Annotated in this window: 19 protein-coding genes, 1 tRNA gene and 1 pseudogene; 15 read left to right on the forward strand and 6 right to left on the reverse strand. The window is 70.3% G+C overall.

Features of this window, described 5'->3' with window-relative positions:
* Nucleotides 1-327: 327 nt before the first annotated feature.
* Nucleotides 328-1,827, reverse strand: coding sequence for a PucR family transcriptional regulator (locus E1181_RS18220; protein WP_132676362.1), 1,500 nt, complete (start codon nt 1,825-1,827; stop codon nt 328-330).
* A gap of 240 nt (nt 1,828-2,067) precedes the next feature.
* Here E1181_RS18220 and E1181_RS18225 point away from each other — a divergent pair, with 240 nt between their 5' ends.
* The 10 genes from E1181_RS18225 to E1181_RS18270 all read left to right on the forward strand — a co-directional run bounded on the left by E1181_RS18225 (nt 2,068) and on the right by E1181_RS18270 (nt 11,687).
* Nucleotides 2,068-2,931: an FAD binding domain-containing protein gene (locus tag E1181_RS18225; RefSeq protein WP_132676364.1), complete on the forward strand. Its 864-nt coding sequence runs from the start codon at nt 2,068-2,070 to the stop codon at nt 2,929-2,931.
* Nucleotides 2,922-3,392, forward strand: coding sequence for a (2Fe-2S)-binding protein (locus E1181_RS18230; protein WP_132676366.1), 471 nt, complete (start codon nt 2,922-2,924; stop codon nt 3,390-3,392). Before E1181_RS18225 ends, E1181_RS18230 begins: the two co-directional genes overlap by 10 nt.
* Nucleotides 3,385-4,725, forward strand: coding sequence for an 8-oxoguanine deaminase (locus E1181_RS18235; protein WP_132676368.1), 1,341 nt, complete (start codon nt 3,385-3,387; stop codon nt 4,723-4,725). Before E1181_RS18230 ends, E1181_RS18235 begins: the two co-directional genes overlap by 8 nt.
* 2 nt (nt 4,726-4,727) lie before the next feature.
* Complete coding sequence (gene pucD, locus E1181_RS18240; protein WP_132676370.1) at nt 4,728-7,034, forward strand: xanthine dehydrogenase subunit D; 2,307 nt, start codon at nt 4,728-4,730, stop codon at nt 7,032-7,034.
* Between the two features lie 68 nt (nt 7,035-7,102).
* A complete protein-coding gene (locus E1181_RS18245) occupies nt 7,103-7,549 on the forward strand; it encodes a nucleoside deaminase (protein WP_408010144.1) in 447 nt (148 codons plus the stop codon).
* A gap of 176 nt (nt 7,550-7,725) precedes the next feature.
* Nucleotides 7,726-9,144: an NCS2 family permease gene (locus E1181_RS18250; protein WP_132676374.1), complete on the forward strand. Its 1,419-nt coding sequence runs from the start codon at nt 7,726-7,728 to the stop codon at nt 9,142-9,144.
* Between the two features lie 53 nt (nt 9,145-9,197).
* On the forward strand, nt 9,198-9,776 hold the full coding sequence (locus E1181_RS18255; protein WP_207922202.1) for a nucleotidyltransferase family protein: 579 nt from the start codon (nt 9,198-9,200) through the stop codon (nt 9,774-9,776).
* A 103-nt stretch (nt 9,777-9,879) separates the two neighbouring features.
* Entirely contained in the window at nt 9,880-10,179 is a 300-nt protein-coding gene (locus E1181_RS18260) for a hypothetical protein (protein WP_132676376.1), read from the forward strand.
* A 98-nt stretch (nt 10,180-10,277) separates the two neighbouring features.
* Complete coding sequence (locus E1181_RS18265) at nt 10,278-10,922, forward strand: TetR/AcrR family transcriptional regulator (RefSeq protein WP_235876859.1); 645 nt, start codon at nt 10,278-10,280, stop codon at nt 10,920-10,922.
* Between the two features lie 54 nt (nt 10,923-10,976).
* Nucleotides 10,977-11,687: an MOSC domain-containing protein gene (locus tag E1181_RS18270; protein WP_132676378.1), complete on the forward strand. Its 711-nt coding sequence runs from the start codon at nt 10,977-10,979 to the stop codon at nt 11,685-11,687.
* A gap of 52 nt (nt 11,688-11,739) precedes the next feature.
* On the opposite strand, the gene E1181_RS18275 is transcribed toward E1181_RS18270, so the two are convergent.
* Nucleotides 11,740-11,961 carry a DUF3618 domain-containing protein gene (locus tag E1181_RS18275; protein WP_132676380.1) on the reverse strand — a complete coding sequence of 74 codons (222 nt, stop codon included), beginning with the start codon at nt 11,959-11,961 and terminating at the stop codon, nt 11,740-11,742.
* Between the two features lie 145 nt (nt 11,962-12,106).
* Between E1181_RS18275 and E1181_RS18280 the strand changes: the two genes are divergently transcribed.
* Nucleotides 12,107-12,183 (forward strand) — tRNA-Leu (locus tag E1181_RS18280).
* 32 nt (nt 12,184-12,215) lie between these two features.
* Here the strand turns inward: E1181_RS18280 and E1181_RS18285 are convergent.
* The 3 genes and pseudogenes from E1181_RS18285 to E1181_RS32805 form a co-directional block, all read right to left on the reverse strand.
* Nucleotides 12,216-13,472, reverse strand: a complete 1,257-nt coding sequence (locus tag E1181_RS18285; RefSeq protein WP_132676382.1) for an ATP-binding protein — start codon at nt 13,470-13,472, stop codon at nt 12,216-12,218.
* A gap of 139 nt (nt 13,473-13,611) precedes the next feature.
* Nucleotides 13,612-14,031, reverse strand: a complete 420-nt coding sequence (locus E1181_RS32800; RefSeq protein ID WP_328590898.1) for an ATP-binding cassette domain-containing protein — start codon at nt 14,029-14,031, stop codon at nt 13,612-13,614.
* 65 nt (nt 14,032-14,096) lie between these two features.
* Nucleotides 14,097-14,312 (reverse strand): annotated as a pseudogene (locus E1181_RS32805) (ATP-binding cassette domain-containing protein); the annotation flags it as partial.
* 197 nt (nt 14,313-14,509) lie between these two features.
* On the opposite strand from E1181_RS32805, the gene E1181_RS18300 reads away from it, so the two are divergent.
* The 4 genes from E1181_RS18300 (at nt 14,510) to E1181_RS18315 (ending at nt 17,993) form a co-directional block, all read left to right on the forward strand.
* Nucleotides 14,510-15,175 carry a stage II sporulation protein M gene (locus E1181_RS18300; protein ID WP_235876860.1) on the forward strand — a complete coding sequence of 222 codons (666 nt, stop codon included), beginning with the start codon at nt 14,510-14,512 and terminating at the stop codon, nt 15,173-15,175.
* Between the two features lie 63 nt (nt 15,176-15,238).
* The gene (locus E1181_RS18305; RefSeq protein WP_132676386.1) at nt 15,239-15,964 is read left to right on the forward strand and encodes a MerR family transcriptional regulator; all 726 of its coding nucleotides are present in this window, start codon (nt 15,239-15,241) and stop codon (nt 15,962-15,964) included.
* Between the two features lie 72 nt (nt 15,965-16,036).
* Nucleotides 16,037-17,209: an acyl-CoA dehydrogenase family protein gene (locus E1181_RS18310; protein ID WP_132676388.1), complete on the forward strand. Its 1,173-nt coding sequence runs from the start codon at nt 16,037-16,039 to the stop codon at nt 17,207-17,209.
* A gap of 136 nt (nt 17,210-17,345) precedes the next feature.
* Nucleotides 17,346-17,993: a response regulator gene (locus E1181_RS18315; protein ID WP_132676390.1), complete on the forward strand. Its 648-nt coding sequence runs from the start codon at nt 17,346-17,348 to the stop codon at nt 17,991-17,993.
* On the opposite strand, the gene E1181_RS18320 is transcribed toward E1181_RS18315, so the two are convergent.
* Nucleotides 17,990-18,241 carry a PLD nuclease N-terminal domain-containing protein gene (locus tag E1181_RS18320; RefSeq protein WP_132676392.1) on the reverse strand — a complete coding sequence of 84 codons (252 nt, stop codon included), beginning with the start codon at nt 18,239-18,241 and terminating at the stop codon, nt 17,990-17,992. The genes E1181_RS18315 and E1181_RS18320 overlap by 4 nt on opposite strands.
* Between the last annotated feature and the right edge of the window lie 60 nt (nt 18,242-18,301).

The following is an 18,301-nucleotide window of genomic DNA, read 5'->3' on the forward strand; positions in this document are numbered from 1 at the left end:
GGTTTCTCGCCGCGTCTTCGCTGCCCTTCGACCGGGCGCTCGGCGACCGCAACTGCGACCAAGCACGGTACCGCTCCCGAGGTCAGATTTCGAACGGCACCCAACTTTGTGAGCCCACGCACTGACCTAGGAATGGTGATGGGGCTGTTTTGCTTGGCGGTGCGGGTGGCGGAACCTGAGCGGCTCCGTGGACTCCGTGCGCCGCTCCTTGAGTATTCGAATACGCGGCGTCCCGGCGTACTCGCCACGAAGTCGCTCAGAACCCGCGGCGGTGCCGGTTGCTCAGGTGGGTAAAGAGAAAGCACCTTCGGTGCTTGCCTGGCGGTTCTAGGCGTCGGGGTCGAGGCGGAGGGCGAGGTAGAAGTCCACTCGGGTGCCGAAGTCGGAGAGGTCGCGGCCGGTGAGCTCCTCGACCCGCTGGACGCGGTAACGCAGGGTGTTGACGTGCACGTGCAGCAGTTGGGCGCAGCGCGACCAGGAACCGTTGTTGTCCAGGAACACGCGCAGTGTTCGGACGAGTTCGGAGCCGTGCGCGGCGTCGTAGTCGATGACGGCGGAGAGCAGCCGGTCCCGGTAGGAGCGGCGCAGTTCGTCCGGCGCGGAGGCCAGCAGCACCTCGTGCGAGGCGAGTTCCACAGCGGCGGCGACCTCGGCTCGGCCGCGGCGCTGCTCGGCCAGCCTGCGGGCGTAGGCGGCCTCGTCGAGCGCGCCGCGCAGCGCGGTGGCGGCGGTGATGTCGCTGATGCCCATCGCCAGCCGCCGCTCCCCCAGCCCGGCTTCGGCGTCGGCGACGATGCACCGGAGCTGGTGCTCCAGGTCGGCGAGGTGTTCGGGGTCGTCGACGAACAGCGCGACGGCGCCGTCTCCCAGCGGGGCGGTCACCGAGGCCATGCCGGTGGCCGCCGCGATCTCGCGGAGCAGGGTCGTGGATTCGGCGGGATCTCCCACGCCCATCGCCACGGCGCGCAGCGGTTCGTCGGCCGGGAGGCCAGCGGTTTCGAGCCGGGCGGCGACCTCGGTCGGTGAGGAGCTGCCTTCGAGGAGCCTGCGCAGCGCGGCTTCGACGGAGCGGCCTGCGATGCGGCGGGCCTCGTCGACCCGGGCGCGCACCAGCGAGACGACGGTGCCCAGATCGGTGGCGACGGCTTCGCGGTGCTCGTCCCACTCCACGAGGTCGCCGCTGACCAGCGCGAACCACTGGGCCGCCGTCGGTTCGGCGCCGGTTTCGACCGGCCACAGCACGTGCGGCTCGCCCGCGCGCCAGGTGCGCGGCAACCGGCCGCGGGTGAACTCGGCGAGCGCGCCTCGGCGGGTCTGCTCGGGCAGTTCGGCGGTGCCGCCGACGACCCAGCCGGTGGCCGACAGGACCCAGCAGTCGGCTCCGAGGTCGTCGGCAGCCATCCGCAGCACCCGGTCGAGGTCGGCTCCGGCGGCGACCGCGGAGATCAGCTCTCGGCGAGGGGCGGCGCGCCACTGGATGCGTTCGGCGAGGGCGTTGAAGCTGACCGTGATCGGCACCTCGAACGCGGGCAGCCCGTGCTCGCGGCAGGCCGCCACCAGGTCGGGCGGGGCGTGGCCGAGCCGGGCCGTTCCGGCGGCCAGACCGGCGACTCCGGCGTCGACGAGGGCCCTGACGAACTGCTCGGAGTCCTCCGGCCCGCCGTGCCAGACCAGGCCGCTGAGCACCAGCTCGCCGCCGGTCAGGTAGCGGCGGGGGTCGATGAGGTCGGTGATGTAGACGCCGCGGACCGGCCGCTCCAGCGCATCCGCGTCGTTGAGCAGCACCAGGCCGAGCTCGTCGTCGGCGAGCAGATCCCGCAGGCGCACCCTCGCTCCTCCGTCAGGCGAGCGGCGGAGCCGCTCTCTCGTCACCCCACCCGAGCGAGGGGCACGCCGGAAGGGGGCCCAACCCGCACCGCCGAGTGGGGTGACCGCATTTGTAGGAACATACAACCGCACCCGTTCCGGCGGTAGTCATTTTCGGGGTTTCGCCCGCTAGCCAGGGGCTACTCGACGAATGTGTACTGGGCCACATCAGCGCACCGGCCGGTCGAGAAGGAGTACGACGTGGAATTCCTCCGCCCCGCCAGCTGGCGGGAAGCGCTCGAAGCCAAGGCCGCGCATCCGGACGCCACACCGATCGCGGGCGGGACCGACGTGATGGTCGAGCTGAACTTCGACCGGCACCGGCCCGAGGTCCTGCTCGACCTCACCACCGTGCCCGAGCTCGCCGAGTGGGCGCCGGACGGTGACGTGCTGCGCATCGGCGCGGGCGTCCCCTACGCGCGGCTCATCGAGGAGCTGGGCTCCCGAGTACCCGGTCTGGCGATGGCCAGCCGGACCGTGGGGTCCCCGCAGATCCGCAACCGCGGCACCGTCGCGGGCAACCTCGGCTCGGCCTCTCCTGCCGGAGACGCCCACCCACCGCTGCTGGCGGCCGGGGCGGGCGTCGAGGTCGAGTCCGTGCGCGGATCGCGGGTGATCCCCGTCGACGAGTTCTTCACCGGCCCGAAGCGCAACGTCCTGGAAGCCGACGAGCTGATCGCCGCCATCCGGATCGCGCCCGCCGCGGGCCCGCAGCAGTTCTCCAAGGTCGGCACCCGCAACGCGATGGTCATCGCGGTGTGCACCTTCGCGATCTCGCTGGACCCGGCGGGCAAGACCGTCGGCACCGGCATCGGCTCCGCCGCGCCCACCCCGATCCGGGCGCGGGAGGCCGAGGACTTCCTCGCCGCCGAACTCGACTGGGACGCCCCGCTGGAGGACTCCGTGGCGCGCCGGTTCGGCGAGCTCGTCGCACAGGCCGCGTCCCCGATCGACGACGTGCGCGGCAGCGCCGACTACCGCAGGCACGCCCTGGGCGTGCTGGCCCGCCGGACCCTGAACTGGACCTGGCACGAGCACCGCTCCGGGAGGCAGGAATGCGCCTGAAGTTCACCGTCAACGGACGCCGGCAGGAGGCCGACGACGTCTGGGAGGGCGAGTCCCTGCTGTACGTGCTGCGCGAGCGGCTCGGCCTGCCCGGTTCGAAGAACGCCTGCGAGCAGGGCGAATGCGGTTCGTGCACGGTCTACCTGGACGGCGTGCCCGCGTGCTCGTGCCTGGTCGCGGCCGGTCAGGCCGAGGGCCGCGAGGTGCGCACCGTGGAAGGGCTCGCCGACGAGGAGCAGCTGGACCCGGTGCAGCAGGCCTTCGTCGAGACCGGCGCCGTGCAGTGCGGGTTCTGCACGCCCGGCCTGCTGGTGCAGACCCACGACCTGCTGGAGCGCACCCCGAAGCCCTCGGACGCGGAGATCCGCGAGTCGCTGGCCGGGAACCTGTGCCGCTGCACCGGATACGAGAAGATCATGGACGCCGTCCGCCTCGCCGCGCAGCGGAGAACCGATGCCTGAGCGGATCGTCGTCGAAGGCGGATCGGTCGTGGCGGTCGATGACGCCGGGACCGAGTTCGCCGAGGGCCACGTGGTCGTCGAGGGCGACCGGATCGTCGCGGTCGGGTCGGGATCGGCTCCGCCGCAGGACGTCCCGGTGCGCCGCGTCGACGCCACCGGATGCCTGGTCACTCCCGGACTGGTCAACACCCACCACCACCTCTACCAGTGGGCGACGCGCGGTCACGCCGCCGACTCGACGCTGTTCGAGTGGCTGACCGAGCTCTACCCGGTGTGGGCGCGGATGGACGTCGAGACCGTCCACGCCGCCGCCTCGGCCGGGCTCGCGCAGCTGGCGCGGTCGGGCTGCACGACGGCCGCCGATCACCACTACGTGTTCCCGCGCGAGGGCGGCGACGTCTTCGGCGCGGTGGTCGCCGCCGCCGAGCGGATCGGCCTGCGGCTGCACGCGGTTCGCGGATCGATGGACCGGGGACGTTCCCGGGGCGGCCTGCCGCCGGACTCCGTCGTGGAGGACCGCGACGAGGCGCTGGCCGGAACGCAGCAGGCCATCGACGCCTTCCACGACCCCGCACCGGGCGCCCGCGTCCGGGTCGCGGTCGGCCCGTGCTCGCCGTTCTCGGTGAGCGCGGAGCTGATGCGGGAGGCCGCGGAACTGGCCCGGCGCAACGGGGTTCGGCTGCACACCCACCTCGCCGAGACCACCACCGAGGAGGAGCAATGCCGGGCCGAGTTCGACCGCACCCCGGTGGAGTACGCGGAGGACCTGGGCTGGCTCGGTCCGGACGTGTGGTTCGCGCACGCCGTGCACCTCTCGCCCACCGCGGTCCGGCGGCTCGCCGAGACCGGTACCGGTGCGGCGCACTGCCCCAGCTCCAACGGCCGGCTGGGCGCCGGGATCGCCCCCGTGCGAGCGCTTCTCAGCGCCGGTGCCCCCGTCGGACTGGGGGTCGACGGGGTCGCTTCCAACGAGTCCGGCGGGCTCGGCGAGGAGATGCGGCAGGCGCTGCTGCTCGCCCGCATCACCGGCGGTCCCCGGGCGATGTCGGTGCGCGAGGCGTTGTGGATGGCCACCCGGGGCGGGGCGCGCTGCATCGGCCGCGAGGACGAGATCGGTTCGCTGGAACCGGGCAAGCTCGCCGACCTCGCCGTGTGGCGTCTCGGCGGGCTCGACCACACCGGCATCGCCGACCCGGTCGCCGCGCTGGTGCTGGGCCGGTTGCCGCAGGTCGAGACGCTGCTGTGCGGCGGAAGAGAAGTGCTCACCGGAGAAGACGTCGTCGAAGAGCTGGACCGGGCGAGCGCCCGGCTGCGCCTGGTGGAGGTGTCGTGATCATGACCAACCGACCGAGTGCCCAGGCACCCACGCGGACGCCGCAGCGGCTCGACGACGCCATCGACGGCGGCATCGGGGAGTCCCCGCTGCGCCCCGACGGCGCGTTGAAGGTGCGCGGCGAGTTCGCCTACGCCTCCGACCTGTGGGCCGAGGACATGCTGTGGGGCGCGACGCTGCGCAGCCCGCACCCGCACGCGCGGATCCGCTCCATCGACGTCGGCGCCGCCATGGCCGTGGCCGGTGTGCACACGGTGCTGACCGCTGAGGACGTGCCGGGCGAGAACCTCTACGGCCTCAAGACCGTCGACCAGCCGGTGCTGGCCTCCGACGTGGTGCGCTACGTCGGCGAGGCGGTGGCGCTGGTGGCCGCCGACCACCCGGAGACCGCGCGGCGCGCGCTGGAGCGCATCGTCGTCGACTACGAGGTGCTGACCCCGGTGCTCGACGCCGAGCGGGCCGCGCACGACGAGGACCTGCCGAAGCTGCACCCGGACGGCAACGTGGTGCGCCACCAGCGGATCCTCAAGGGCGATCCGGACGCGACAGCCGAGGTCGTCGTCTCGGGCGTCTACACCGTCGGCATGCAGGACCAGGCGTTCCTCGGCCCGGAGTCCGGTCTGGCGATTCCCGCCGAGGACGGCGGCGTCGACCTGTACCTGGCGACCCAGGACCTGCACTCCGACCTCAAGCAGACCGCCCGCGCGCTGGGACTTCCGCCGGAGAAGGTGCGGATGACCATGTCCGGCGTCGGCGGTGCGTTCGGCGGTCGCGAGGACCTGTCGATCCAGGTTCACGTGTGCATGCTCGCGCTCCACGTCGGCAAGCCGGTGAAGATGGTCTACAGCCGCGAGGAGTCGTTCTACGGCCACGTGCACCGGCACCCGGCGAAGATGTACTACGAGCACGGCGCGAAGCGCGACGGAACGCTGGTGTACGTCAAGGCCACCCAGTACTTCGACGGCGGCGCGTACGCCTCGAAAACGCCCGTGGTGGTGGGCAACGCGACCACGCTGGGCGTCGGCCCGTACGTGGTGCCCAACGTGCGCATCGACGGCTGGGGGCTCTACACCAACAACCCGCCGTGCGGCGCGATGCGCGGACTGGGCGCCGTGCAGCCGACATTCGCCTACGAGTCGCAGATGGACAAGCTCGCCGCCGAGCTGGGCATGGACCCGGTGGAGCTTCGGGTGCGCAACGCGATCTCCCAGGGCGGGACCATTCCCACCGGCCAGGTGGTGGACTCCCCCGCGCCGGTCGCCGAGCTGCTGGAACGCGTCCGCGCGCTGCCGATGCCGGCCGAGCGCGACACCACCGACATCCGCGAGCTCCCGGGCGGGGCGTCCAACACCACGCACGGCGAAGGCGTGGTGCGCGGGATCGGCTACGGGGTGACGATCAAGAACATCTGCTACTCCGAGGGCGCCGACGACTTCTCCACGGCCCGGGTGCGGTTGCAGCTCCTCGGCGGCGAACCGGCCGCCATGGTGCACACCGCCGCGGCCGAGGTCGGGCAGGGCCTGGTGACCGTGCAGCAGCAGATCGCGCGCACCGAGCTGGGCGTGGAGCGGGTGACCATCCACCCCAACGACACCTCCGTCGGACCGGCCGGTTCCAGCTCCGCCTCCCGGCAGACCTACATCACCGGTGGCGCTGTGCAGGCCGCCTGCCAAGCCGTTCGCGAGGTGCTGTTCGACCGGGTCGTGGAGCGGTTCGGGACCGCGGTCGGGCTGTCGCTGCAGGGCGGCAAGGTCATCTCCGCCGAAGGCGTCGTCGCCGACCTCGCCGAGGTGCTGGGCGAGGACGTCATCGAGGAGACCCGCGAGTTCCACCACCGCCAGACCTCCCCGATGGACGCCGACGGGCGCAGCGATCTGGTGCAGGTGCAGCACGCGTTCTCCGCGCACCGCGCGGTCGTCGACGTCGACACCGAGCTGGGGCTGGTCAAGGTCGTGCAGCTCGCCTGCGCCCAGGACGTCGGCAAGGCCGTCAACCCGGAGGCCGTCCTCGGCCAGATCCAGGGCGGTTCCGCGCAGGGCCTCGGCCTGGCCGTGATGGAGGAGGTCCTGGTCAGCGACGGGAAGATCCGCAACCCCTCGTTCACCGACTACCTGATCCCCACCATCCTCGACATGCCACCGATGGAGATCGACGTCATCGAGCGCGGCGACGACAACGCGCCCTACGGGGTTCGCGGTGTCGGCGAGCCGCCGACGATCTCCACCACGCCCGCGGTCGTCGCGGCCATCCGCGCGGCCACCGGCAAGAACCTCACGCACACCCCGGTCGCTCCTGAGCACATCATCTGAGCACCGCCGAAAACCCTTGGAGTGAACCGATGTCCGTGGATGTCGCAACCCAGCAGGAGCAGACCTGGATGGCTCGGGCGATCGAGCTGGCCACCGCCAGCGTGCACAGCGGCGGCGGCCCGTTCGGCGCGGTGATCGTGCGCGACGGCGAGATCGTGGCCACGGGCGCCAACCGCGTCACCACCGACCTGGACCCGACCGCGCACGCCGAGGTCGTCGCGATTCGCAACGCCTGTCGCGAGCTCGACGCCTTCTCGCTGGCCGGCTGCGTGCTGGTGACCTCGTGCGAACCGTGCCCGATGTGCCTGGCCTCGTCGATGTGGGCCCGGGTGGACCGGATCCTGTTCGCCGCCGATCGCGACGACGCGGCAGCGGCCGGATTCGACGACCGCGCCTTCTACGACGCGATGACCGACCCCGCCAAGAACCCGACCGCCATCGCGCGGATCGAGATCCACAACCGAAACGAAGCGTTCGACGCCTGGCGAGCAAAGACCGACCGCGTCGACTACTGAGCGGACAATCCCGCGCACTGCACGGCGATGACCGGGTCGCCACCTAGAACGGATCGCGCACCAGCGGTCCGCATCAGCTAAAAACGCCCCGCACCAGGCATTCGGCGAATTCTCGCCGGGCTCAACCCTGCCCGGAAACCGACGTCCCGGGGGCGCCCACCGGCATGGGAGGACGCATGACCCAGCAGTTGACCACCAGACCCGACAGCGGTCTGGACCGAATCTTCCGGATATCCGAACGCGGTTCCACCCTCTCCCGCGAACTGCGCGGCGGCCTGACCACGTTCGTCGCGATGGCCTACATCGTGATGCTGAACCCGCTGATCCTCGGCTCCGGAACCGACGTCACCGGCGCGAAGCTCTCCCCCGAGCAGCTCACCACCGCCACGGCCGCCACCGCCGGTGTGATGACGATCGTGATGGGCCTGGTCGGCAACGCCCCGCTGGCCCTGGCGACCGGACTCGGCGTGAACGCGGTCGTCGCGTTCACCATCGCCCCCACCATGACCTGGGCCGAAGCGTTCGGGCTGGTGGTGCTCGAAGGCGTCGTGATCGTGGCGCTGGCGGTCAGCGGCGTCCGCGAGAAGATCATGAACGCCATCCCGGAGCCGCTCAAGATCGCGCTCACCGTCGGCATCGGCCTCTACATCGCGCTGATCGGCCTGGTCAGCGCCGGGTTCGTGACCCGCGTGCCGGACGCGCAGGAGACGACCGTGCCGGTGCAGATGGGCACCGACGGGCACCTGTCCGGGATTCCGATCGTGGTGTTCTGCGTGACGCTGCTGGTGATGATGGGGCTGATGGCCCGCCGCACGCCCGGCGCGATTCTGCTGGGCATCGTGGCCGGGACGGTGATGGCGCTGGTGGCCAACGCGGCGCTGGACGTCGCGCCCGACGAATGGGGCACGGTGGTCCCGGAACTTCCCGCTCAACTGGTCGGCACCCCCGATTTCGGCCTGTTCGGGCAGGTGGACCTCTTCGGCGGATTCGCCGCCGCCGGCGGGGTGGCCGCGACGGTGTTCCTGTTCACCCTCGTGCTGTCCGGGTTCTTCGACGCGATGGGCACGATCACCAGCGTCTCCTCGCAGGCCGGGCTGGTCCAGGGCGGCAAGGTTCAGGGCATGGGACGGATCCTGGCCGTCGACGGCGTCGCCGCCGCGGCGGGCGGGCTGACCGGGGCCGCGCCGAACACGGTGTTCCTGGAGTCGGCCGCGGGTGTCGCCGAAGGCGCCCGAACCGGCCTGGCCAGCGTGTTCACCGGCCTGCTGTTCTGCCTGACGCTGCTGGTCACGCCGTTGGCGTCGGTGGTTCCGGCGCAGGCCGCCGCGCCTGCTCTGGTGATCGTCGGCGGGCTGATGATGTCGCAGGTCCGGTTGATCCCCTGGGACGACCCGGACTACGTGATCCCGGCGTTCCTGACGCTGGCCGTCATCCCGTTCACCTACATGATCACCAACGGCATCGGTGCCGGTCTGATCGCCTTCGCGGTGATCAAGCTGGCCCGGGGCAAGGTGCGGGAGATCGGCTGGCTGGTCGGCTCGCTGGCGATCGTCTTCGCGGTCTACTTCCTCGTCTCCGGCCTGACCGGGGTCTGAGCCCGCGGGTCCGGGGGCGCCGCGGCGCGTCCCCGGACCAGTACGGTCGATTCGTGACAGCACCAGCAGGAGTCGTTCTCGCGGCGGGCGCGGGCCGCCGCTTCGGGATGCCGAAAGCCCTGGTCGACTACCGAGGAGCGCTCCTCGTCGACCGCACCGCGAAGGTCCTGGCCGACGCCGGGTGCGACCCGGTGCTGGTGGTCCTCGGCGCCGCCGCCGACGAGGTCCGCGAGCGCGCCGAGCTCGTGGGCGTGACCGCGGTGTTCAACCCCGACTGGGCCTCCGGCATGGGTTCCTCGCTGCGGACCGCGCTGGAGGCCCTGCGCGAGTCCGACGCCCCGGCCGCGGTGATCCTCCCGGTCGACATGCCGGGCATCGGCCCGGAAGCAGTCCGCCGCGTCGCTGCCCTCTCCTCCCCCGACGCGCTGGCCGCCGCTTCGCACGACGGACACCGCAGTCACCCGGTGTTGCTGGGCAGGAACCACTGGACCGGTGCAGCCGAGTCCGCGACGGGTGATGCCGGCGCTCGTGACTACCTGAAACAACGCACGGTGACGATGGTGTCCTGTGACGACGTATCGGACGGCTTCGATGTCGACCGGCCTGAAGATCTGGACCGACCCGCCACGTAGAGTGCCAGGACGACCGAGAGGCGCTGCTGAGAGCCAGTGCACCTAGCATTGTCTTCCGGTCAAGAGCTCGAACGCCCGAGCAAAGTGGAGAGCGGAGGCATTCATGGCTGGCGGTCATATCACCGCGAACTACGTACCCCAGGGCGATGATTGGCAGATCACCGTCACGGATGGTGACGGCAAGAAGACCGCGCGTGCCCCCGGGCTGATCGCCGCTCGGGACCAGGCCGATCAGCTGATCGAGCAGCTCTCGCCCGGCAAGTCGGGCCGCGTGGTGATCCACCTGCTCGACGGGGACGGCTTCGCCTTCACCACCGCCTACCTGCAGGCCAGGCACGGCCTGTCGGACGAGGCGACCCAGCGCGCGGCACGCGCCGCCGCAGCCCACGCACCCGCCCAGTAGCACTGCGGTCTGACCGGAAACCCACTGGTCGGTGACTCTTCGCGACCCACCGATCACGCGCGCCGGAGACCTGCCGCCGGGGACCTTAGGATGGCGTCGTGAACGCGCCGACCAGTAGTGCACCCCAGGAGGAAGCAGCGGTGGCCAGCCTCGAACCGAGCAGGCCGCCCGCCGGCCGGGGACGCCCGCGGGACGCCTCCCGCGATGCCGCGTTGCGCCAGGCCGCGATGGAGGTGCTGGCCCAGGTCGGCTACCGGGCGCTGACCATGGACGCCGTCGCCGCCCAGGCCAGAGCTGGGAAGGCCACGATCTACCGCCGCTGGGACTCCAAGCTCGACCTGGTCATCGACACCTGCAACGAGCTCGTCCAGCGCCGCATCCCGGAGCCGGACCTGGGTTCGGTCGCCGACGATCTCGGCGAGTTCCTGCGCGCTTTCGCCACGCTGCTGACCGGACCGGTCGGCAAGGCCGCGCAAGCGCTGGTCGGCGAGCTGCCGCACGAGCCCGAGCTGGCGCTGAAGTTCCGCGAGTCGTTCCTGCTGCCGCAGCGCGACGTGCTGCGCCGGATCATGGAGCGCGGTGTGCGGCGCGGCGAGATCGGCCCGAACGCCCCGATCGACACGGTCGGCGAGCTGGCCGGTGCCGGCCTGATCTACCGGCTGATGCTGGCCGACGAGCCGCTGGACACCGGATTCGTGGACCGGTTGCTCAACGAGGCGCTGCTGCCGCTGTTGAAGCGCTGATCGTCTGTTTCACGCGATAGGGTGGCCTCGCCCTGGGGAAACGGAGGTCGGCTCGTGTCCGAGGTTCTCACGCTCAATCGCTGGCCGGTGAAGTCGCTGCGCGGCGAGCAGCTGTCCGCCGCGCGCTTCGACGAGCGCGGCGTGGCGGGCGACCGCGCCTACGCGCTGCTCGACGAGCGGCCGAACCGCGCGGGCAACATCCTCACCGTCCGGCAGAACCAGACCCTGCTGTCCTGGTCGGCGAGCTACGGCGATCTGCCGGAGCCGACCGGGCCACCGACCCTCAACGGCCCCGATGACCAGCGGTTCTCCTGGGACGACCCGAAGCTCGCCGACGTGCTGGAGCAGTCGCTGGACATCCCGGTGAGCCTGCGCGCGGCCGACGGCCAGCAGGACCGCGGCCCGACGGTGCTGGTCACCTTCGAGTCATCGCTGCGCGGCCTGAGCGAGGAGATGGGCGCGGAGGTGGATCTGCGGCGCTTCCGCACGAACCTGCACGTGGACGCGGATCTGCCGCCGTTCGCCGAGCAGGACTGGGAAGCGGGAGCCACGATCACCGCGGGCGAGGTGGAACTGGCCGTGGCCGGCGAACACGCGGGTCCGTGCATCCGCTGCGCGGTGCCGAGCTGGGACGCCGACGGGCGCGAGCGCTGGCGGGAACTGCAAACTCACCTGATCCAGCGACACGAGAACAAGTTCGGCGTGATCATGCGGGTGACCCGGCCGGGAACGGTGAACGTGGGCGACGCGGTCCGGGCGGGTTGAGCGGGTTCCGGTGTTCTGGGGCCAGGTCCGAGACCCCAGAACGACCGGCACCTCACCTGAACAGCTTGCGCATGACCACCACGGTGACCAGTGCACCGACCCCGATGAGCGCGTAGCGCACCTTGGGATCGTTCAGCTTCTCCATGACGCTGGCTTTGCCGGCGTCGACGAACCGCTGCGGGTTCGCCTGCACGCTCAGCCTGTCCAACGTGTCGGCCAGCGCGTCACGCGCCTGCTCGATGTCACGCTCGATGGCATCTTGATCACGGGCCACGTGTCCTCCTCACGTTCACCTGGCTGCCCACACCGTAGTTCACCGCGGATTCCGCGCCGCATCAGCCGCGCCCATGTCGCCTGCTCGGGTCTCCTCAGCCGCCTCAAGAACAAGATCGACGAGCGCGATACGCTGTGCACACCGAGGGGCCGTAGCCCAATTGGCAGAGGCACTAGGTTTAGGTCCTAGACAGTGAGGGTTCGAGTCCCTCCGGCCCCACCACACCCCCCACGCCCTGCCCGAGCTCCTTCACCTCAGGGAGCCAGGTGTCCGAGGGCAACGACGTTGACGCCGTCCTCCCGGGTGTAGCTCGTGTTTCCAGCGGTCAGGACGTTCAGGGACGTCAACTCGCTCGCACGCTGCTGCGACACCTTCTTCTCCAGAGCTCGCAGGTTGCCGGCTGCCATGTCGATGTTCTTGCTGCCACCCAGCTTGACCTCGAAGGCCGCCCACCGACCGTCGTTCAGCTCGACGATCGCGTCGACCTCAAGACCGTTCTCATCCCGGTAGTGGTAAACCGCGCCACCGAGCGGCTGCGACAGGACGCGCAAATCGCGGATGCACAGCGACTCGAACAGCAGACCCAGCGTGTTGAGGTCGCCGAGCAGGGCGTTCGGACCTGCGCCGAGCGCAGCGGCTGCGAGCGACGGATCGATGAAGTGCCACTTGGGGTGAGTGCGCAACCTGACCTTCGACCTCAGGTGAGGCGCCCAAGCCGGTTGTTCCTCGATCACGAACACCCGGGTCAACGCATCGAGGTAGCGCCGCACCGTCTGGGCCGACACCTCGGCTCCGGACTCGCCGATCTTTGCTTCCGCGCTGAGCTTGGTGGCTGAGACCTCGGTCGAGGTGTTGCGCGCCAAGGCGCGAACCAGGGCTCGCACGCGCAGCGGATCTGACTGAACCTCGACTCCCGGCAGATCGACGCGCGCGATGTCGTCCAAGTAGCTCCCCAGGTAGTCCTGCGGTGAGCGGTTGGTCTGCGCGACGAGGACCGGCCATCCGCCGCGGACCAGGATGGACGCGTAGTCCTCGACCGTCGGCCCGCCAATACCAGCGATGGCATCGCCCGAGAAGAGCTCGGTGAAGCCGACCGCACCCGCGGACTCGCCGCTCTCCCCCAGCGTCATCGGCCGCAGCGTGATTCTGCGGAAACGGCCCGCTCCGCTGTGCCTGGTGATGTCGTCGGGCGGAGTCGCCGACCCGGTCAGCACGAACTGTCCCGGGACCGATCGCTGGTCGACCTCGTGTCGGACCGCGTTCCACAGCGTGGGGGCGAGCTGCCACTCGTCGATGAGCCGTGGGGTGTCTCCGGACAGGACGACGCCGGGTGAGGTTTCCGCGATCGACGGCAGCTGCGGATCCGAATCCAGCCGGACCGAGCTGTTCGCGACCTGCAAGCCCGTCGTGGTCTTACCCGTTGCCCTCGGGCCTTGGATGATCACAGCGCCGAACGTGTCCAGCGACTTGCGCACGAGGTCGTCAACAAGCCGATTCCGGTAGGTCTCCACCAGCGCATTATAACTCCTGCGGGTAAGCCAGTATCACTTTTGCGTGCAGCTCGGCATCACTTTTGCGCTTGATCGACTATCACTTTTGCGTGCGGTGGAGCATCACTTTTGCGGGTTCGGTCCGGTCAGGGGTGGGAGATCACCAGGAATAAGCCCTGCACGTAGGGGTCTTCGAGAGCGCGCCTCTCGTCAGCGGATCCCGCCGCTCGGATGCGGCCGTGAACAGCATCCGGTCGACGACGCCGAGGTCGACCAGGTCGGAGACGTCGTGCGTGATCGCGAGAACGGCGGCGCCGGTGTCGGCGTACCTGCGCAAGCTCCCCCAGACCGCGTGAGCGGTGGCGGTATCGAGCGAGGCGGTCGGCTCGTCCACGACGAGCAGTCTCGGCGCGGACAGCAGTGCGGCGGCCAGCGCGGCTCGCTGGACCTGCCCGCTCGAGTGCTGACCTGGGAGCAAGTGCTGCACGTCAGCCGGGTAGGAAGCCGCCGCGCACGCCTGCTCGACGCTGCGCGCGCCGCGGAGATCGTGCAGCCGTCGCAGCTGCGCGCCGACCGCCACCTCCGCGTCGAACGGGCAAGGCCCGACTGCGGCAGGAAACCGATGGTGCTCGCGCGCAGCCGCCGCCACTGCCGCTGATCAGCCATTGGCGTGCCCGCGATGAGCACCTCGCCGGTGCTCCGCGCGGTCGCGGGCAGCTGGCCCGTCAGCGCAGCGGCGGCCAGCGACTTGCCGCACCCCGACTCGCCCAGGAGGGCCGTGACCTGCCCCTCCGCCACCGCGAAGCTCACGGATTCGAGAACGGTCCCGCTCCACCGACCGGTATCGACGTGGACGGTCATCTCCCGCAGCTCAGCGACCGGCCCGCCGCACTCCCCCACGCGATCAACCCCTTCACCAGGCCACCCGCTCGACGATGGCACGTCCACGCGCCGAAATCACCACCCGCGAGTCCAGCATCGCGGAGCTTGACCTGGCCCCAAGGACACGGTCTGAAGTGGTGGCGAGTCGCAGCGACACCACCGAACGGGAGCGCACGATGACCAGCACAGCGGAGCACGGGTATCGAATCGAGCAGCGGGGTGGGGACTCGCGTTGGTTCCGCAGGCCGTTCCAGATCATCCGGGCGAACCTCCGCGCCTACCTGGCGCTGAACGCGATGGCCTACGGGTTGTTCCTGGTCGGGATGGGTGTGGGTCTGATGCGGCCCGAGCTCACCGGGGCGAACGTCGTGTCGCTGGAGCAGGACGGGACGTCGGAGCTGGTCACGTGGGCGATGTCGAACGCGTGGCTGTTCAGCCTGATCATCCTCGCGGTGAACGCGATCGGGTTGAGCCTGGTGCACGTCCTGCTGCCCTCGGCGATCGTCCCCTTCGGAGGCATCGCCGTCTTCGCCTACTGGGCCTTCGACACCGGGGTGACGTTGGCGCCGGTCAACGAGGTCACGGCGTTGACGATGATCCCGCACTCGCTGACGGTCCTCGTCGAGTTCCAGGCGTACGTCCTGGTCCTGCTCGGCGCCTACCGGCTGGGGATGTCGTGGCTGCGCCCCCGGACGGTCGGTGCCCGCAACCGCCGCCAGGGCTACGTCCACGGGCTGCGGCAGGTCGGCTGGCTGAGCCTGCCCGCGCTGGCGCTGCTGGTCGTCGGCGCGATCTACGAGGCGCTCGAGATCATCCACCTGGTCCCGCTGCTGCTGTCTTGACCGTGCCCTTGGGGCAGGGTGTGGACTGGTTTCGGACATCGCGCGCCGAATGGGGGACGAACGATGGCGTGGAGCACTCGGCAGGTAGCCGATCTCGCGGGCACCACGGTGAAGGCCGTTCGGCACTACCACGAGATCGGGCTGCTGGACATGCCCGAACGCTCGTCGAACGGGTACAAGAAGTACGGGGTCTCGCACCTGATCCGGCTGGTGCAGATCAAGAGGCTGAGCGATCTGGGGCTCCCGCTGTCGCAGATCGCGGCGATGGGCAACGCCGGTGAGGACCCGACCGAGGCGATCACCGTTCTCGACGCCGAGCTGGAAGCGACGATCCAGCGGCTGACCCGGATCCGCGCCGAACTGGCCGTGATCCTGCGCCACCGCGCGTCACCCGAGGTGCCGCCCGAGTTCGCGCCGCTCTCCGGGGACTTCTCCGACAGCCAGAAGGCCCTGCTGACGGTCTACTCGACGGTCTTCAGCGACGAGGACCTGACGGAGTTCAGCCGTGCCTTGGCCGTTCGGGACGACGTCCACGACGATCTCGAAGCGCTGCCCGAGGACGCCGACGACGAGGCCGTCGAAGAACTCGCCCGGCGCCTGGCGCCGCTCGTCCGCCGCATCCGTGCGGAACACCCGCGACTGGCGAACCTGGCGGCGAACTCACCGCACGGCGAGAAGCTGGCGACGAACGCGCTGGCCCACGCGGTCGTGGAGTTCTACAACTCCGCGCAGATCCGCGCCCTGCAACGCGCCAACGCCCTCCTCGAGCAGGAGGACGACTTCAGCTGAACCGACTCCCCGGTCAGCACCCCGCAGGTACCGTTCGGCCGCGTCGGCACTGATCAGGGGGAGAGTGCGCCCATGACCGCTCTGCACATCAGCCCGGAGTTCCCGTCGGTCCTCCACCGCATCGACGATCTCGGCGAGACGCTCCGGACGAGCGCGGACGCCGCCGAGCGGCGCGGGACCCTCGACGAGGACGTCGCTCACGGCCTGCTGGCGGCCGGGGCCGTCCGGGCTTCCCTGCCCGCGAGCCTCGGTGGTCACGAGTTCGCTCCGCACCAGCTGATCGAGATGATCGAGCGGATCAGCCACCACGACGCGGCGGCCGGTTGGACGATGATGGCGTTGCAGCACATCACCGGCACCACCGCCGCGTACCTCGACACCGCTGCGGCGGATGCTCTGTGCCCCGACGTCGCCGGCGGGGACCACGCGTTGCTGGCCGGGCACGGCACCAGACCGGGCCGTGCCGTCCCGTTGGACGGCGGCTACCTGGTGAGCGGCAGCTGGCAGTTCGCCTCCGGCATGGCGCTGGCCAGTCACGTCCACAGCCTGGTCGTGGTCGAGGGCAGCGGCGAACCGCGAGTGCTGGCGATGCCGAAGTCGCAGGTGACGCTGGTCGACAACTGGGACGTGCACGGGCTGCGCGCCACGACCAGCATCGACTACCACTGCACCGACGTGTTCGTCCCGGCGGAGAACACCTATTCCGCCACGACGACCGCGCCCGCGAACGGCGGCGCGATGTACCGCGTCGGCCTGGTCAACATGGCGGCGATCGGGCACACGGGCTGGGCGCTCGGCGTCGGACGCCGACTGCTCGACGAGCTGAAGTCGTGCGCAGCGCCCAAGTTCGACACGCCCGGCGCTGCGGTCAACACCGCGCAGTTCCACGCCGAGTTCGCGACCGCCGAAGCCGCGCTGCGCTCCGCTCGGGCGTGGGCGATGCAGGTGTGGCAGGACGTCGAGCACACACTGGACACCGGTGAATCCCAGACCACCGAGCAGGACACGATGATCCGGCTCGCCCTCGGCAACGCCACGCGAACCGCGCAGGACGTCGGCCGGACCGCGCACCGCTGGGCGGGCACGGCGGCGATCCGCCGGGGACCGATCAACCGCTGCATCCGCGACCTCGACACCGGAGCCCAGCACGTCACGTCCAGCCCGGTGGTCCTGCAGAACTGCGGAAAGTGGCTCAGCGGCGCACAACCTCAAGCCCGCTGGCAATTCCTCGACCTGGTCCAGTGATCGCCGCGTTCGCCGGGAATGGACGCCGGGCTCTCGGCAGAGGTCACCAGCCACTTCCCCGCGGTGACCACGGGCACACGCGATCGCGGTATACCGTGGTCGGCGTGGTGTTTCCGTGGTTTGGGGGTCGTGGCCGGTGAGCGTCAAGGTTGCTCTGCTGGATGATGAGGACTTGGTGCGGTCCGGGATTCGGATGATCCTGGAGTCGGATCCGGAGATCGCGGTGGTGGCCGAGGCCGTCAACGGGGTCGGGATCGTGGACCTCGTGGCGAAGTTCTCGCCGGACGTGGTGCTCACCGACATCCAGATGCCCGAGGTCGGGGGCCTGGAGGTGACCAAGCGGCTCGCCGCGTTGCCCGATCCCCCCGCCGTGGGCGTGCTGACGACCTTCGACGTGGACGAGTACGTGCACGAAGCCCTGCAGAACGGGGCGGCCGGATTCCTGCTCAAGGACACCCGGCCGCACGAACTGATCGCCGCCGTGCACACCCTCGCCGGTGGTGAGGCGATGCTCTCGCCGCGGATCACCCGGAAGTTGCTGACGACCTTCTCCTCCGGCGGCGGCGCCGCGCAGTCGGCGAAGTCCAAGATGGACAAGCTGACCGCGCGGGAGCGCGAGGTCGCGGTGGCGGTCGCGCAGGGTTCGAGCAACGCCGAGATCGCCGCCGACCTGTACATGAGCCAGTCCACCGTGAAAGTCCACATCGGACGGATCATGCACAAGCTCGACGCCGTCAACCGAACTCAGGTCGCGATCATCGCCCACGACGCCGGCTTGGCCTAGTACGCCTCGCGCCGCCGGTAGGCGTCCCGGCGCCCGATCAGGAACCACCCCACCGGCCCCAGGAAGGGGGCCGCGAAGGTGATGATGATCCACACGATCGTCATCCCGAAGCCCAGCGGCGAGCCGAGGATGCTGACCAGCGCGCAGATGAACAGCGCCACGGCGCCGAACATCACCAGCGCGAGCAGCCCCAGGCCGCCCATCGCGAACAACTGCTCCGGGTTGCTGAAGAGCTTGCCCAAGTCCATTTCGCTTCCTCCCACGAGTTGCGTCGTCGTTCGATCAACAACGCTATGGGCCAGCGGCCG

The organism is Saccharopolyspora terrae, from assembly GCF_004348435.1.
Taxonomy (GTDB): Bacteria; Actinomycetota; Actinomycetes; order Mycobacteriales; family Pseudonocardiaceae; genus Saccharopolyspora; species Saccharopolyspora endophytica.